The organism is Prosthecobacter sp., from assembly GCF_044222565.1.
Classification (GTDB): Bacteria; Verrucomicrobiota; Verrucomicrobiia; order Verrucomicrobiales; family Verrucomicrobiaceae; genus Prosthecobacter.
In genome coordinates this window covers 211,021-227,924 of record NZ_JBGANA010000006.1, presented here as the reverse complement: position 1 = coordinate 227,924, position 16,904 = coordinate 211,021, and the positions used below count along the sequence as shown (strand labels likewise).

Below are 16,904 nucleotides of genomic sequence, written 5' to 3'. Positions count from 1 at the left end.
GATTCATCATCCTCATTCGCCGGCCCTTGCCCCCAGCATCTTCCTTGCCCTCCTAAGCGCCTAGCGCGAAGGAGTAGGCATGCTTTTCCGGACCACCACCGCCCTGCTCCTCCTATCTGCGGCCTCCCTCTCTCTCGCTACAGACATTCACCTCTCTCCCACCGGCCTCATCACCACCCCGCAGGCCGCGCGCGATGCCGCACGCTCCGCCCTCAAGCCCGTCCGCATCATTATCGATGACGGCATCTATCCCCTCACCGAGACACTCACCCTCGGTAAAGAAGACTCCCTGCTAACCTGGACCGCCAAAAACGCCACCTTCACCGCCGGTCGTCCCATCACCGGCTGGCAGCCCGCCGAAGGCGGCCTCTGGAAAGCCCCCCTGCCAGCCCAGGATAAAGACAAAGCAAGCACCTGGGTCTTCGAGCAGCTCTGGATCAATGGCCGCCGCGCCACTCTCGCTCGCTCGCCGAACAAAGGCTACTACCACATCACCGAAGCTGTCGGCGCAGGCGTGTTCCCCGACCTCAAGGAGAACATGAACTTCCACGCCTTCTCCATCGCGAAGGAGCAGTACGACGTCCTCAAATCCATCCCCCTCCCCGAGCGCGACTCAGTCCTCCTCACCGTCACCCACGCCTGGGCCGTCGCCCAGTGCCGCATCAAGGAGATGAACGACGACACGCTCGCCCTCCGCATCAAAGGCCGCTCCCGCTACCCCTTCGTCGAGTTTGAGCCCGACCAACGCTGGTGGGTCGAAAACTACCGCGCCGCACTCGACTCCCCCGGCGAGTGGTTCCTCGACAAAACCGCTGGCGAAGTCCTCTACTTCCCCCTCCCCGGAGAAGACATGACCAAGGCCACCGTCATTGCTCCCGTCACCGAAAAATTCATCTCCATCAAAGGCGCGCGGGATGTCCGCTTTGAAGGCATCTCCTTTCAGCACAGCCAGCACCTCTACCCTGCAGAGGGCCTCCACGACATGCAGGCCGCCATGACCACCGCCGGCACCATCGAGATCGAAGACTCCAGCAACATCCACTTCGCCAACTGCGACATCGCCCACACCGGCCTCCACGCCATCTGGTTTAAAAACGGCTGCTCAGACTCCACCGTCACCCACTGCCATCTCCACGATCTCGGCGGCGGCGGCGTCTATGTCGGCGAAACCGCACGCCCCGCAGACGAGCGCGTCAATCACCACATCACCATCACCGACTCCATCATCCAGCACGGCGGCCGCCTCCACCCCAGCGCCTGCGGCATCGTCTTCACTCACACACAACACTGCGCCGTCACCCACTGCGACATCGCAGACCTCTACTACACCGGCATCAGCGCCGGATGGAACTGGGGCTACGGCGACACCGCCTCCCGCGAGACCACCGTCGAAAACAACCACATCCACCACCTCGGCTGGGCCTACCTCAGCGACATGGGCGGCTACTACGGCCTCGGCACCTCTCCCGGCACCGTCATCCGTGGCAATCACGTCCACCACGTCGCCAGCCATCGCTACGGCGGCTGGGGTCTCTACAACGACGAAGGCAGCGCCGACACGCTCATGGAAAACAACCTCGTGCACGACACCTGGAACGCCGGCTTCCATCAGCACTACGGCTACTTCAATACCGTCCGGAACAACATCTTCGCCTTCGGCCACACCGCGCAAATCCAGGCCTCCCGCAACGAAGCCCGCCTCCGCTTCCGCTACCTGAACAACATCGTCGTCTGGGACCCCGAATCCCCGCTCCTCGACGGCGGCGAATGGAACTGGAAGTTCTTCGACAAAACCGAGCGTGGCGATCCCAAAGACAGCCTCGTCTTCCGCAAAAATCTTTACTGGCCCACCGACGGAAAAATCCCCGCCACCCTCACCAAAACCCACTTCACCTGGGAAGAATGGCGCAAGATGGGCCGCGACTCAGGAAGCATCTTCGAAGATCCCCTCTTCGAAAATCTCGCCGCCCGCGACTTCCGTCTTAAGACCGGTTCTCCAGCCGAAAAAATCGGCTTCAAGCCCTGGGATCTCACGCTCGCAGGCGTCAAAAAAGAAGACGCCCCATGGCGCACCCTCGCCGCCCAAGGCCACACCTACCCCACTTGGGAAACCGATGCCAAACCCTGGCCCGCCCCCGAGTATAAAGTCGATCAAGACTTCGAACACGCCGCCCTCGGCACCCTCGGCATCCGCGGCGCCAAATACACCCGCGAAGACAAAGGCGAATCCATCTCCGTCACCAACGAAACCTCCTCCCCCTTCCCCTCCATCTCCGCTTCCGGCTCTGGAACAACCACCGTCATCAACAGTCAACCACCGTCAACAACCGTAAACTCCCCCTCCGGCCCAACCACCGCAAACAACAGCAAACAACCGCCAACCACCGCAAACTCCCCCACATCCTTACAGCGCTCCCTCAAAATCCAAGACGCCCCCAACCTCAAACAATCCTACAATCCCGTCCTCGACATCTACCCCACCACCTGGGACGCCGGCACCTTCCACATCCAGTTCGATGTCATGGCCCAGCCCGGCGCCGACTGGTTCTTCGAGATCCGCGGCAAAAACAGCGACTTCGGCAACGGCCCCTACCTCCGCTGGCAGAAAGGCCAGCTCTCCGCCAGCACCGACGGCAAAGTCCAGCTCCTCAAAATCCCCGCCAACGAATGGTTCCGCGTCTCCCTCACCGCCACCACCACCGCAGGCAAATGGAGCCTGGAGATCACCCGCCAAGACGGCACCACACAATCCTTCCCCACTCTCCCCTGCAAACCCGCCTGGACCTCCGCCAGCTACCTCCTCTTCAGCGCCCTCGGCACCACCAAAACCGCCTTCTTCATCGACAACCTGCAACTGGAGCAGCTTAAATAACAGACTTGTTCTCGAACTGAAAAGTTCACATCTGCCGGTGCATGCGCGATCGCGGTCGTAGGACGGGTGTGGCGACAGCCCTCCCGTCCATCAGCGTATGGCAACGCCCATGACGCGCAGCCAACCAGAGTTAGCCCGTCTGGTTCAGCAGTCTACTCCCGACTCGAGGCCTCACGCCCCCGCTCAGTCTGCGGAAACTTCCACCTCAGCTCTAAACCGCAGCGCGTTGAACAACCATCACTTCCCTTTTTTCTTTGAGTTTGGCTGCTGCTGTTTTCCAACTGGCAGAAACTTCAGCACCGTTTTCTTATGCTGAAAGATTGGGATGTAAAGCGTTGGAGGGTACCCCGCCCCGTTGACCGGCATTGGCTTCGAGAACCCATACTCGACAATAAAAACATCCTGGCCCAAAAAATTCCTTCCATGCACTTCAGCGACCCGGACTTCCTCTGGCACTCGAGGTCTGAATACAGCGTTCATGATTGCTTCCGCTCTTTTTAAAGCGACCTCCGCTGTGAATTTTGGATCGGCAGCCTCATCACGGCTGACCTCCTTCAAGGTTATCGCGGCAGTATAATCGCCGCCAGCCGACATCATCGTCAGCAAAGGAATGGTGTCCCCTTCTTTAGCATCCCCCATCCTCTCAAAGAGAGACCGCAAGTCATGCCTTCTAAAGCTCGGCGGTCTAAATGGAAACTCCGGATAATCGTCTTGTGGCAGAGCAGCCACAAACGGTGATAACACCGTTATCAACACGATCAGAACACGAGTCCATTGCTTCGTATGTTCCATAAGCTTCTTCGCTTGTTGTTTGATCACTCTGCACCAATGGCCGCCGATAAAAATTGGTTTCTAGAGCCTCAGTAATGAATCATAACCATCCGTTAAGAAAATCACCAGAACTTTCGCACCCGGCCTGTTCTCATCCGTGGTGCTCTTCCTCTAAAATTCCGGTTTCAGTGTATTCAGTGTTTTCCGTGGTTCAAAAATCCGCCTCTTTCAGCATCCTCCCATTCCACTGCAAAATACCATCTCACCCTTTCGCCCTCCCCTCCCAAAACTTCTCCCCGGCACGCGTGTTATTCGCCCCCAACCCATCGCGCTCCGCATCCCCCCAACTTTAAACCTGAAACTTGAAACTTTAAACCTCCCCTGCCCGATGCTCCGCAAAATCCTCTTCTGGTCCCACCTCATCATCGGCCTCCTCACCGGCGTCTTCATCTTCCTCCTCTGCCTCACCGGCGCCATCCTCGCCTTCGAACTTCAGATCGTCGATTTCGCCGAACGCGACACCCGCGCACAGCCTTCCTCCCCCACCGCTGAACTCCTCTCCCCGCAAACCCTCCTCACCAAACTCGACCCCCAGACCGCCGGCGCCGTCCAATACGCCGAATGGTTCTCCGACCCCAAGATGCCCGTCCGCATCATCACCAAGAACCGCAGCGTCGCCCTCCTCAACCCCTACACCGGCACATCCCTCGGCTACGGCGCCGTCAGTCTCCGCGCCTTCATGCGTTGGGTGACAAATCTCCACACCGACCTTACCAGCGGCACCATCGGTCTCTGGCTCATCGCCATCGCAAACACCGCCTTCGCCTTTCTCATCCTCTCCGGCCTCTGGCTCTGGTGGCCCCGCCAGTGGCGCTGGAAAGCCCTCCGCAACTCCGTCGCCATCCGCTTCGATGTCAAAGGCAAGGCCCGCGACTGGAACTGGCACAACGCCCTCGGCTTCTGGTTCCTCATCCCCCTCCTCTTCATCTGCCTCACCGGCTTCGTCATGTCCTTCCGTTTCGCCGACCAATGGTGGCGCAGCTTCGGCGGCACCCAGGTCCTCGGCCCCTCAATCCCACCCAAAAAGCCCCTCGCCAGCTCAGAACCCGCCACCACCTGGCCCGCCTGGATGCACCGCATCCAGAATCAATACCCCGGCTGGCGTTCCATCCAGCTTCAAAACGGCGGCAGGCCAAACCCAAACGGCATCATCGCCCTCGGCGTCAAATACGGCACCTGGCGTCAGACCACCCGCTCCCTCGACATCAAATTCGACACCCACAGCGGCCAGATCATCGAAGAACGCGGCTGGAGCAGCGGCGACGGCTCAGGCCGCGCCCGCTCCATCGTCCGCCTCGGCCACACCGGCGAATTCTTCGGCAACTGGGGCCAATTAGTTGGCCTCCTCTCCTGCCTCGCCGGCCTCGTCCTCGTTTACACCGGCTTCGCCCTCAGCTGGCGCCGCTTCTTCCCCGCCAAAGCTTAGACCAACTCTCGAAAAGACTGTCAATTTGCCCTGCGGCGGAGCGGCCCCATGGGCTGCGTTGGTCGCTTGCCTGTTATGTTCCAATAGCAGGCGGCGCTCCCGCCTTGCCACTCGGGCCGCTGCGCACGCCGGATCAAAATGACATTTTTCTGAGAACTCTTTTAGCAAGCCGCCGATGAGGTCCCGCCCAAAAAATCATTCATCCCCCGAGCTCAATCCAGGCTCCAGCCCGCTGCCACTCAAGATCATCCGCGTAGCAGGCCGCAGCTCCACCCAACGACAATAATCATCCGCCCTTTCAAAACGAAGGAATACCACATCATAATATACTGCCACATAACGTTCCCCATTTTTTGGAGGCACGGTGGATACTCCTGTTTGCCGCCATCTTACACCCTTCATAAAGCCGTTATGCAGCGCCAGCTTTCGTGATGAACCCACTTCTTCATCCACCTCCAGAAAATTGGCGTCACCACAACCGCTGGGCGGCGTGAGGTTCAGGCAGCCGGGCTTGAGCGCGAACGCGGGCGTGTTTTTTTGCACTTGTTGACGGGCTGGCCTGCGCCACACCCATCCATCTTGCGGCAGAGCGCGGGCTACCTCTCCAAAGGCTTGGCGGCGGGGGCGAGGGCTGGGGCGACGAAGGCGTCGAAGACAAGGACGCCTTTCAGGGAATCAACGGCGCGTTCGAGCTGCTTGTCGCCGAGATTGGCAAGCTCGAGGGCGGCGGCTTCTCCGGTGCCGTGGGAGGCGCGCCATTTGGCGATGCGGAGTTCCTCCTCGGAAGTGAGGGCTGAAATGATGTTGGGCTCGACGCCGGCCTCGTGGATGGTGCGGTGGCTGGGGGTGTAGTATTTGGCGGTGGTGAGACGCATGGCGGCGCCGTTTTTCATGGGCAGGATGGTCTGCACGCTGCCTTTGCCGAAGCTGGTGGTGCCGACAATGATGGCGCGCTTCAGGTCCTGCAGGGCGCCGGCAGTGATCTCGGAGGCGCTGGCGCTGGCGTGATTGATGAGAACGGCGATGGGGTATTTGCGGGGTTCGCGGCCGTTGCGTGCAGGGGTGCGGAAAGGAGGAGGATTCTGCGAGGCCACGCGGCCCTCGGTGGTGACTACGACGGTGCCTTCGGGAAGGAACTCGCCGCAGACGGCGACGGCGCTGTCAACGAGTCCGCCGGGATTGTTGCGGAGGTCGAGGACGAAGGCCTGAATGCCCTGCTTTTCGAGTTCATCGAGCGCCTTGCTGAGTTCGCGGGCGGTGGGCTGGTTGTACTGGGAAATGCGGGCGTAGCCGATCTTGTAGCTGCCGGTCATTTTTGAGGACAGGAGCATGGGGTCATGCAGGGAAGTCTCGGCCAGGGTTTCGTGCTTCACTTTGAACTCCAGAAACTGCCGGGTGCCGGGACGGTGAACGGTGAGGGTGACCTCATCTCCGGTCTTGCCTTTGAGCAGCTGCATGGCCTCCACGATGCCGACAGAGTCTGTCAGCACGTCGTTGATACGGACGAGCTGATCGCCTGCCAGTACGCCTGCTGCTGCGGCGGGGCCGTCCTCCCGGACTGTGATGATGGTGAGATTGTTCTGACGTAGAGCGATGGTGATGCCGATGCCTTCGGAGGTGTCCTGCTGCTCCCGCTGCATGTCTTCAAAAACCGACTTGCCCATGTACTCGCAGTGGGGGTCCAGCTTGTGGAGCATGCCTTCGAGTGCGCCTTCGACGAGCTCCGCGTAGGTGATTTTGGATTCATCCACGTAGTTCTGCCGGACCATTTCCATGGCGCGGGTCAGCATCTCCATCTGCACGTAGGCGTCCTCAGGCGGTGGCTTCACTGGAGGTGAGGCGGGAGTTTTGGGCTCGGGCTTCGGAGCAGGCTTTGGCTCAGCGGGTTTGACCGCAGGCTTGGGTGTGGGCGTGGCCGCTGGAGCCGAAGGTGGCGAAACTGGGGGCGTGACAGGAGCAGGGGAGGGCGGTGCGGCGTGAAGACTCACGCTGAGGGCCAGAAAGGAAAGGAGTGCGGGGGCGCAACGCATGGCGGCATCCTGCATGATTTCGGGCGCTTGCGACAGAAGAAAATCCCTGCGGTGGATCACTCCAGCGTGATCCCACCCCAGTAGGCGAATTCCATATTCCAGCCGTTGGCGTGGGATTCGAGGCGCAGGGTGATTTCCTGGCCGGCGAATTTGGAGAGATCGACCTCGATGGTTTTCCAGCGGGGTTTTTCGTGGTCCACGGTGAGCTCTTTGATGACCTGGCCATTGACCACGGCTTTGGCGGTCCAGTCACCACGATCATCGGCGGCGACGGTGGCGGTGAGTTTGGTTTTGCCGGGCTCGACTTTGAATTTGCGCTCGAAACCGGCAGGCGTTTTTTTGTCGGGGAAGGGGTGGATGAGGAGGACGTTTTTGCGGCCGTAGTACTCGCTGAGTTTCATGGGGGTGCGCTCGAAGTCGGGGGCGGCGACTTTCCAGTCGGGGTTCCAGAGGCTGACGCTTTCCCAGTCGATGGCGCGGGAGCTGGGGCCTTTGGGTTTGGCGTTGGTGGGTTCTTCGACGCCTTTGATGAGGAGTTCTTTTTTCTCCTTGGTGAGGGGGCCTTCTTCGGGTGGGGCCAGGACATACCAGATGAGGTCGCGGAAGGCGGCGTCGGGGAGATTGCCGAAGCCCATGGGCATGAGGCTTTGCTTGGTGTTGGTGAGGGTGGCGACTTGATCGCGCGGGACGATTTGCGCGGCGCCGCCTGCGCCGAGGAGTTTGACGTGGCTGGGGGTGTCTTCGACGACGCGACCGGCGAGGGTGCGGCCGTCCTTGGTGCTGACGGTGAAGTTTTCGTAGCCGTTGCCGATGATCTGATTGGGGTCGATGACATTGGCGAGGATGGCGTCGAGATTGCTGCGACCGCTGCCGATGAGATCGGGGCCGACTTTTTGGCCGCCGCCGTGGAATTCGTGGCAGACCATGCAGGTGGCGGTGAAGAGGAGCTTGCCGTTGGCGAGATCGGGCTCGCCAGTGAGGCAGGCTTGTTTCTTTTGGGCGATGAGGGACTTCACGTCATCGGAGGAATCCTGCCAGGCGCCGAGGACTTTGAAGGCTTGATCGCGGATGGCCTTGTCTTTGCTGGTAGCAAGGGCGCGGCGGACGGGGGCTGGGAAGCCGGTGGCGCTGACTTTGCCTTCAGCGATGGCGCTGAGCATGGCCTGGGTCCAAGTGGTGCGGGTGCTGAGGGCTTCGATGGATGCGTTGTAAAGCAAGCCTCTGGCTTGCGGGCCGGACTGCAAGCCGGAGGCTTGCGCTACGGTCAGGAGCGGGGCGATGAAGTCATCGCCGCCGAGGTCTGCGGCGGCGCGGATGGCGGCGACGGCGAGGGCGGTAGAGGTTTGCGGTGTGAGGAGGGGCTTGAGGCCTTCCTTCACGGTGTCGGTCTTCACTTTGCGCAGGGATTGCAGGATGGCGATGCGCTCCTTTTCGGGCTTCTTGGTGTCGTGCAAGGCGGTGAGCATTTCCTTCACGGCGGCTTCATTGCCCCAGAGGACGGCGAGGGTTTGGGCGTGCTTGCGGACGTCGGCGTTGGAGTGAGAGCGCCATTTAGAGAGGCTGGCGGAGACGTCTGTCGTTGGCTTGATGACGCCGCCTTCCTGGCCTTTGACGAGGCCTTCGAGGGCGTGGGCGAGGAGGATGTCGTGGGTGGGAATTTTATCGCAGAATGCAACGGCGAGGTTGAGGTTTTCGGCCTTGCGGGTGTCGCAAAGACGGCGCATGGCTTTATGAGCAAGAATGCGTGAGAGAGGCTGAGTGGAGGGGGTAATATCGGCGAGCCATGGAGTCCAACGTGCGGGATTGCTGGCAAGTTTGGGCTCAAATGCAGACCAGATCATGAATGGTAGCAAGGTGTCTTCAGGGGCAGATGATGATTTGAACAAGTTTTGGAGCTCGACTTCCATCTCCACCGCAATTTGGGGGGCTTGGTCTACCGTCAGGCTTTCTGAAGAGTACTCTCGCAGCAATGTGGCCATCGCGAGCCTCACACTGGGATCAGCATCGCTTGCAAGGCGTTGCGAGGCGAGCAACCCGACTTCGGCTGGATCATTCTTGTCTGACCCCATCATTGAAGTCATGAAGCTGCCGGAAGCTTGGCGAATGATCCATGAACGAATTGCAGGATCTGAGGATCGACCTAGTGAATCGATCACTTGATGTGATAAGATCGACCAATCTTTGAGAGTGCGTCCGTCTTTTTCCACATCGGCTCGCACATCAATGAGTGTCCACAGACTTTCCATGCGTGTGGAAAGCGGCTTGTCGTTATGCAGGACCAGTTCCTCCAAAGGTTTTTGTGCGGCGACATCTTTCTTCTCCACCAGCATCCTTCTCGCCATTCGGCGCATCCAGTTGTTGGGATGCTCCAGGGTTTTGACGAGGTCGGAAGTGGGCAGCTTTTTGAGGTTGAGGTCGGTGCGCTCGCGGGTGGTTTTTGATTTGGCGTCGGTGGTGACAACGCGCCAGATGCGGCCGCGTTCGCGGTCCACGCCTTCGGGGTTGGCTTTGGCGTTTTGGTAGCAGGGGTATTTGTCGCACCAGTCCATGATCCAGAGGAAGCCGTCGGGGCCGGTCTGGGTGCTGACGGGGCGGAACCAGCCGTTGTTGGCGCGGAGGAAGTCGCGGCGGGGCTCGCATTTGAAGGTGGCGCCGACGGGGGTGAGGACTTCTTCGTGGATGGCGTTGTCGTGGATGTTGCCGATGAAGGCGTGGCCGTGGGTGTCGGCGGGGTAGCGGCCGCCTTGATATATTTGGATGCCGGCGTAGGCGGCGCGGAAATGTTTATGTTTTACGATACTGGGGAGGAGTTCGTAGGCGTAGGGGTTCTCAGGCGCGCCGCCCTGGCGCGTGTAGATGCCGCCGGGGGCCATGTGGAAGAAGTGGTCGATGACACAGGCGCTGACGAAGAAGTTGCCGGCGGCGTCGTAGTCGCAGCCCCAGGGATTGCTGGTGCCGTCGGCGAAGACTTCGAATTCCCACTGACCTTCTTTTTCACGAGATGTAGAGCGGGCGCGGCCGATGCCGGCGTCGAATTTGAAGCCTTCTTTTTCGGGCTGGCCGGGGCGGCGGACTTTGCTGTTGGTGAAGACGCCGTGGGTCATGTAGAGCCAGCCGTCGGGGCCCCAGGTGAAACTGTTGACGAGTTCGTGGGTGTCCTCGCGGCCGAAGCCGGTGAGGACGACGCGCCAGGCGTCGGGTTTGTCGTCGCCGTCGTCATCGCGGAAGTGGATGAGGTGGGGCTGCTGGCCGACGTAGATGCCGTTGTCTCCGCAGATGATGGCGCTGGCGAGGTTCAGGCCTTCGACGAAGACGGTGCGCTTGTCGGCGGTGCCGTCGTTGTCGGTGTCTTCGAGGATGATGACGCGGTCGCGGGGGATCTTTTCGCCGAGCTTCGGCATGGGGTGGTACTTATCGTCCTTGGCCTCGCCGCCGAAGGGGCGCTGGTCTTCGGGGAGGGGAGTACCTTCGGGGTATTCGTAGGCTTCGACGATCCAGAGGCGGCCGCGATGATCCCAGGTCATGGCGACGGGATTTTGCACCATGGGTTCATGGGCAAAGCAGCGGACCTCGTAGCCGTCCGGCACGGACATTTTGGCGCGGGCTTCTTCGGGCGTGGGGCAGATGGTGGAGGCGGCGGCGCGTTCGCCTTCGAGCTCTTTGCCGGCGGCGAAGAGATTGGAGGTGAGGAGAAGCAGAGGAAGGAAAAGGAACGGGCGCATGGTTGGTTGCGGTTGTAGCAGAAGCTACGGAGAAAGGACAACAGGGATGTCGGACGTGATTTGGGTGGAATCGGACGGGAGACTGATTTCGCAAGCGGGGCGACAGGGGATTCGTTTCGGCCGCCTAGGGGGCAGAGTTTAACCACGGAATACACTGAATACAGGGAGCCAGAATGGAGGGGCCGTGAAGAGAACGGCGGGAAACTGCGAGGACGATTTGACCGGGTGAAATCTGGCCTGTTAATGCGTGTGAATCTTGTTATTCCTATTTACCAATGGCTTCTGAAAATACTCCCACCCGCAAAACTCCTGAACAACTTCGATCCTGGCGCTGGTATGGCCGTGATGAACTGAGATCCTTTGGTCATCGCTCACGGGCGAAGCAGGCGGGGTGGGGGAGCGAGGACATCGTGGGGAAGCCGGTGATCGGGATTCTGAACACATGGAGTGATCTGAACTCCTGCCACATGCATCTGCGGCTGACGGCGGATGCGGTGAAGCGCGGAGTCTTGCAGGCGGGCGGGCATCCGATGGAGATTCCGATCATGTCGGCGGGCGAGATGCTGACGAAGCCGACGGCGATGTTTCATCGCAACTTTTTGGCGATGGAGACGGAGGAGATGCTGCGGGCGAATCCGATCGACGGGGCCGTTTTGCTGGGGGGCTGTGACAAGTCCACACCGGGGCTGCTGATGGGGGCGTTCAGCATGGACATCCCCGTCATCTACATGCCGTGCGGGCCGATGATCAAGGGTAACTGGCGTGGGGACACGCTGGGCAGCGGCAGCGATGTGTGGAAGTATTGGGATGAAAAGCGTGCGGGAAATCTGAGCTGGGAGCAGTGGTGCGAGATCGAAGATGGCATCGCGCGCAGCCCGGGACATTGCATGACGATGGGAACGGCGAGCACGCTGACGGCGCTGGCGGAGACGCTGGGGCTTTGCATTCCCGGTGCCTCATCGATCCCTGCGGTGGACAGCGCGCATACACGCATCGCGGCGGCGGCAGGAAGGCAGATCGTGGAGAATGTGTGGCTGGACCGCAAGCCCTCGGGCATTGTGAGCGAGCGTTCGTTTGAGAATGCGATCGCGGTGGATATGGCGCTGGGTGGCAGCACGAATGCGATCGTGCACCTGGTGGCGATGGCGGGACGGCTGGGGATCAAGCTGCCGCTGGAGAAGTTTGATGAGATCAGCCGGAAGATTCCGCTGCTGGCGAACATGCGGCCTGCGGGCAAATATCTGATGGAAGAGTTCTTCCTGGCGGGTGGTCTGCGTGCGCTGCTGAACGGTATGCGCGAACTGCTGCACACGGATGTGCCGACGATCACGGGCAAGACGCTGGGCGAGGACATCGAGGATGCGATCATTCACAATGAGGATGTGATTCGTACTCCTGCGACGGCGCTGCAGCCGGATGGCGGCACGGCGATCCTGCGTGGGAATCTCTGCCCGGACGGTGCGGTGATCAAGCATGCGGCGGCGACGAAGGAGCTGTGCACACACACCGGGCCGGCGCTGGTGTATGACAGCTATGCCGACCTGAAAAAGAACATTGACGACATGGAGCTGGATGTGACGAAGGACACGGTGCTCATCCTGCGCAATGCGGGGCCGGTGGGCGCGCCGGGGATGCCGGAGTGGGGGCAGCTTCCCATTCCGAAGAAGCTGATCATGCAGGGCATCCGCGACATGGTGCGGCTGAGCGACTGCCGCATGAGCGGCACGAGCTATGGCGCGTGCGTGCTGCACATCGCGCCGGAGAGTGCGATCGGCGGACCGCTGGCGCTGGTGAAGACGGGCGATCTCATTGAACTGGATGTGCCAAACCGGAAGCTGCATTTGCATGTGAGCGATGCGGAGCTGGAGAAGCGGCGCGCGGAGTGGAAGCCTGCGCCGGTGAGGTATCATCGCGGCTATGCGAAGCTTTATGTGGAGCATGTGACGCAGGCGGACCAAGGGGCGGACTTTGACTTCCTGCAGCATGGGCCTGCGGTGCCGGAGCCGGATATTTTTTGAGTTGGAGGCTTGAAGAGCGAATTAGCGGGAGGGACTTGGGCGGCGTTCGGCGGCGGGCCGGGCGCAGCACGCTCTACCGGCGCTGGGCGGCTGAGAAATATGGGCGTTGCCATACGCTGGTGGACGGGCGGGCTTGCGCCACGCCCATCCTACTGATAGCCACAAAAAAACCTCCCGGTTTGCACCGGGAGGTTTTGAAAACCTTGAAGGGTTGAAGCAGTCGTTCAGAGAACGATTGGATTAGAAGCGGACGCTCAGAGACACGCCCCAGTAGGCCACGCTGTGGAAAGCAGTGGCAGGGCCGCCAGGAAGGCCGGCGGCGTAAGGGGTCGTGGAAGAACGAGCGGCGTTGGAGAACGGACCCATTGGCAGGTTGAAAGCCACGTAGGGGGTCAGGGTCGCACGGCTGTTGAGCTTGATGGGGAAATCAAGGCCAACGTTCAGTGCGGTCCAGCCGCTGAAGCCATTACGAACAGCGCTGCTGCCACCAGCGAAGCCGCCGCCACCGATGAGGTTGCGGGTGCCCTGGGTGAAGCCAGCATTGTAGTTCAGGCCATAGCCGAGCCCAGCGTGTGGGACGATGCTGATGGCATCGGTCACAGCGATGGTGGACTTGGCATTGACGTCGAAGTACCAGCCGCCATTGAACAGGTCATAATTGGCGCTGGAGGACAGGACGACCGGGCCGAGGTTGGTGCTGACGCCTGCTGTGACCTGCTGGATGTCATTCATGCCGTAACCACCGGAACCGGGGATGGCGACCGAATTGAAACCGCCGCCGTTGGCGAGCAAGCCCATGTTGTGGATGAAGCTGTAGCCGAGGCTGAAGCTGACAGGTCCCAAGTCATGGGAAATGGCGGCACCGAGCTGCAGGCGCTGGAAGGAGGCGGTTTTGGAGATGGCACCGCCACCAGGAACACCAGTGAAGTTAGGGGAGAAGTGATCCTGGTCGCCAGCGAGGGAGCCGTAGTCCACGTTCCAGAGGAGGGAGGTGCTGCCTGCACCGTCTTCGGCGGCACCGCCGACGAGGAGGAGGGCGCCATTGAGGCCGGCACGGACCCAATGCTGGCCGTAGTTGATGCCACGCCACACGTAGTTGGAATCATAGCCGAGGGAGGCGGTGATGCCGAGGTCGTCGTTCGCGGGAGGTGGAGCGACTGGGTTCTTAACAGGGGCGGACGGGCCAGCCACAGCAGGAGCGGCGGCCAGAGCCAGGAACCCCAGTGTTTTCAGCAATGCGTTCAATTTCATGGTCTGATCAGGTTGGTACTAGGTTGGGTTGAGGTCGGACACTCGCATGGAAATGGAGCAAGACAGGAGTTTTGCGCCACCGTACGTGGGTCTTTCGGCGGCGATGGTAGCAGGTGCGTTGATCCAGCAAAGCTCTTTTTGTGTTATATTTGTTTATATTTAGCTTTACATACTGTAAAAATGGCTCTTTGCCAGAACGCATTTCCGCCCCTTTGAGCGGTGTCAAAACAGCAAAAAACCTCCCGGCCGGAGCCGGGAGGTTTTGCTATTTCAAGCAACCGTTTGAGGAACGATCAGAAGCGGACGCTGAGAGTCACGCCGTAGTAGGCCACGCTGTGGAAGGCGGTGGCCGGACCGCCGCCGATGCCAGGAGCGTAGGGCTGAGTGGAGGAGCGGGCCAGGTTCTGGAAGGGCCCCATGGGCAGGTTGAAGGCCACGTAGGGGGTAAGAGTCGCACGGCTGTTGAGCTTGATGGGGAAATCAATGCCGACGTTCAGAGCGGTCCAACCGGAGATGCCCTTGGTGTAAGCGCTGCCGCCGAAGATGCCGTTGACGCCACCGCCACCGATGAGGTTGCGGGAGGCCTGGGTGAAGCCTGCATTGTAGTTGATGCCATAGCCGAGGCCGGCGTGTGGGACGATGCTGATGGCATCTGTCACAGCGATGGTGGACTTGGCGTTGAGGTCGAAGTACCAGCCACCGTTGACGAGATCATAGTTGGCGCTGGAGGACAGCACGACCGGGCCGAGGTTGCTGCTGACGCCCAGGGTGAGCTGCTGGATGTCGTTCATGCCGTAGCCACCGGTAACGCCGGGAATGGAGTTGAGGCCGCTGCCATTGGCAAGCAATCCCATGTTGTGAATGTAGCTGTAGCCGAAGCTGATGCTGACAGGGCCGAGGTCATGAGAGACAGCGGCACCGAGGGAAAGGCGCTGAAAGGAAGAGGTGGTGGGAACGCCGACGAAGGCGGGAAGGCTGGGTGAGAAGCTGTCCTGGTCACCTGCGAGGGAGCCGTAGTTGACATCCCAAAGGAGGGAAGTGCTGCCAGCGCCGTCTTCCGCGGCACCGCCGGCGAGCAAAATGCCGCCATTGAGGCCCGCGCGGACCCAGTGCTGACCGTAGTTGATGCCACGCCACACGTAGTTGGAGTCATAGCCGATGGAGGCAACAATGCCAAGATCATCGTCCACAGGGGCGGGAGCGATGGGGTTCTTCGGGGCAGGGGCTGTTCCGGCGAGGGCAGGAGTGGAAGCCAGAGCCATGAGGCCCAGCGTTTTCAACAGTGCGGTCAGTTTCATAGTCTGAGTCGTGTGGTCTTGAGGTTGTTTTGTTTGAGGTCGGAGGTTCCAGATGAACTGGGGCAAAAACCGAAGTTTCGGGCCCAAGGCATGAGGGATTTGAGAACGGTTGCAATAGAGAGGGCGGCAATCAGGAGAAAGTGGTTTGTCCGCACCTGATGGGTGGATCAGGTGGCGACCTGATGCCGGCTGAACGGGATCTTCGGGCACAAAAAAACCTCCCGGTTTGCACCGGGAGGTTTTGAAAACCTTGAAGGGTTGAAGCAGTCGTTCAGAGAACGATTGGATTAGAAGCGGACGCTGAGGGTCACGCCGTAGTAGCAGATGCTGCGGAAGGCGTTGGAAGGGCCGCCTACTCCGGTGAAGAAGGAGGACGAGCGGGCCAGATTGGCCATCGGGCCCATCGGCAGATTGGCTGCCACGTAGGGGGTAAGGGTCGCACGGCTATTGAGCTTGATTGGGAAATCAATGCCAACGTTGAGTGCGGTCCAACCCGAGATGCCATTGGTGGTGGTGGAGCTGTTGCTGCCGCCGAAGGTGCCACCACCGAGGATGTTACGGGTGCTTTGGGTGAAGCCAGCATTGTAGTGCAGGCCATAGCCAAGACCAGCGTGTGGGACGATGCTGATGGCATCGGTCACAGCGATGGTGGACTTCGCATTGAGGTCGAAGTACCAGCCGCCGTTGAACAGGTCATAGTTGGCGCTGGAGGACACGTTGATGGGTCCCAGGTTGGTGCTGAAGCCCAGCGTGAGCTGCTGGATGTCGTTCATGCCAAAGCCGCCAGGAGCACCAGCGAGCTGGTTGACACCCATGCCATTGGCAAGGGAACCCATGTTGTGGATGAAGCTGTAACCGAAGCTGACGCTGGCAGGACCGAAGTCATGCGAGATGGCGGTGCCGAGCTGCAGGCGCTGGAAGGAGTTGGTGGATTTGATGGCAGCAGCACCAAAAGCGCCGTTGAAGTTGGGAGAGAAAGTGTCGTGGTCACCTGCAAGGGAGCCGTAGTCCACGTTCCAGAGGAGGGAGGTGCTGCCTGCACCGTCTTCGGCGGCACCGCCGACGAGGAGGAGGGCGCCATTGAGGCCGGCACGGACCCAATGCTGGCCGTAGTTGATGCCACGCCAGACGTAGTTGGAATCATAGCCGAGGGAGGCGGTGATGCCGAGGTCGTCGTTTGGCGGAGGAAGCGGGGCCGGGTTCTTAACAGGGGCGGATGGTCCGGCCACAACGGGAGTGGCGGCCAGAGCCAAGAACCCCAGAGTCTTCAGCAATGCGTTCAATTTCATGGTCTTGATCAGGTTGGTATTGGGTTGGTTGGTTTGAGGTCGGACACTCGCATGATCTGGCCCCAAAACCTGCGTTTCGGGCCAAAATACGTGAGCCGTTCAATCAGAAGCCTAGCATTTTAGATTCATGCAATAAAGACTTTTTCGAGATTCGAATAAACTTCTTC

At 60.3% G+C, this 16,904-nt stretch carries 10 protein-coding genes; 3 read left to right on the top strand and 7 right to left on the bottom strand.

Annotation, left to right across the window (positions count from 1 at the left end; all coding sequences use genetic code 11):
• Positions 1-79 precede the first annotated feature (79 nt).
• Entirely contained in the window at positions 80-2,872 is a 2,793-nt protein-coding gene (locus ACILSR_RS11025; RefSeq protein ID WP_395749820.1) for a right-handed parallel beta-helix repeat-containing protein, read from the top strand.
• A 237-nt stretch (positions 2,873-3,109) separates the two neighbouring features.
• Here ACILSR_RS11025 and ACILSR_RS11020 read toward each other — a convergent pair whose 3' ends face one another.
• Positions 3,110-3,691, bottom strand: coding sequence for a hypothetical protein (locus tag ACILSR_RS11020; protein ID WP_395749819.1), 582 nt, complete (start codon positions 3,689-3,691; stop codon positions 3,110-3,112).
• Positions 3,692-4,031: 340 nt separating this feature from the next.
• On the opposite strand from ACILSR_RS11020, the gene ACILSR_RS11015 reads away from it, so the two are divergent.
• Positions 4,032-5,129: a PepSY-associated TM helix domain-containing protein gene (locus ACILSR_RS11015; protein WP_395749818.1), complete on the top strand. Its 1,098-nt coding sequence runs from the start codon at positions 4,032-4,034 to the stop codon at positions 5,127-5,129.
• A gap of 195 nt (positions 5,130-5,324) precedes the next feature.
• On the opposite strand, the gene ACILSR_RS11010 is transcribed toward ACILSR_RS11015, so the two are convergent.
• From ACILSR_RS11010 to ACILSR_RS11000, 3 genes are read right to left on the bottom strand one after another with little or no spacing between them, the layout of a single operon-like run.
• Positions 5,325-5,672, bottom strand: a complete 348-nt coding sequence (locus ACILSR_RS11010) for a hypothetical protein (RefSeq protein ID WP_395749817.1) — start codon at positions 5,670-5,672, stop codon at positions 5,325-5,327.
• Between the two features lie 53 nt (positions 5,673-5,725).
• The gene (locus ACILSR_RS11005) at positions 5,726-7,159 is read right to left on the bottom strand and encodes a S41 family peptidase (protein ID WP_395749816.1); all 1,434 of its coding nucleotides are present in this window, start codon (positions 7,157-7,159) and stop codon (positions 5,726-5,728) included.
• Positions 7,160-7,215: 56 nt separating this feature from the next.
• Entirely contained in the window at positions 7,216-10,881 is a 3,666-nt protein-coding gene (locus ACILSR_RS11000) for a PVC-type heme-binding CxxCH protein (RefSeq protein ID WP_395749815.1), read from the bottom strand.
• 275 nt (positions 10,882-11,156) lie between these two features.
• On the opposite strand from ACILSR_RS11000, the gene araD reads away from it, so the two are divergent.
• Positions 11,157-12,899, top strand: a complete 1,743-nt coding sequence (gene araD, locus ACILSR_RS10995) for an L-arabinonate dehydratase (RefSeq protein ID WP_395749814.1) — start codon at positions 11,157-11,159, stop codon at positions 12,897-12,899.
• Positions 12,900-13,139: 240 nt separating this feature from the next.
• On the opposite strand, the gene ACILSR_RS10990 is transcribed toward araD, so the two are convergent.
• The 3 genes from ACILSR_RS10990 to ACILSR_RS10980 form a co-directional block, all read right to left on the bottom strand.
• The gene (locus ACILSR_RS10990) at positions 13,140-14,150 is read right to left on the bottom strand and encodes a hypothetical protein (protein ID WP_395749813.1); all 1,011 of its coding nucleotides are present in this window, start codon (positions 14,148-14,150) and stop codon (positions 13,140-13,142) included.
• A 293-nt stretch (positions 14,151-14,443) separates the two neighbouring features.
• Complete coding sequence (locus tag ACILSR_RS10985; RefSeq protein WP_395749812.1) at positions 14,444-15,448, bottom strand: hypothetical protein; 1,005 nt, start codon at positions 15,446-15,448, stop codon at positions 14,444-14,446.
• A 287-nt stretch (positions 15,449-15,735) separates the two neighbouring features.
• Positions 15,736-16,737, bottom strand: a complete 1,002-nt coding sequence (locus tag ACILSR_RS10980) for a hypothetical protein (RefSeq protein ID WP_395749811.1) — start codon at positions 16,735-16,737, stop codon at positions 15,736-15,738.
• Positions 16,738-16,904: the final 167 nt, after the last annotated feature.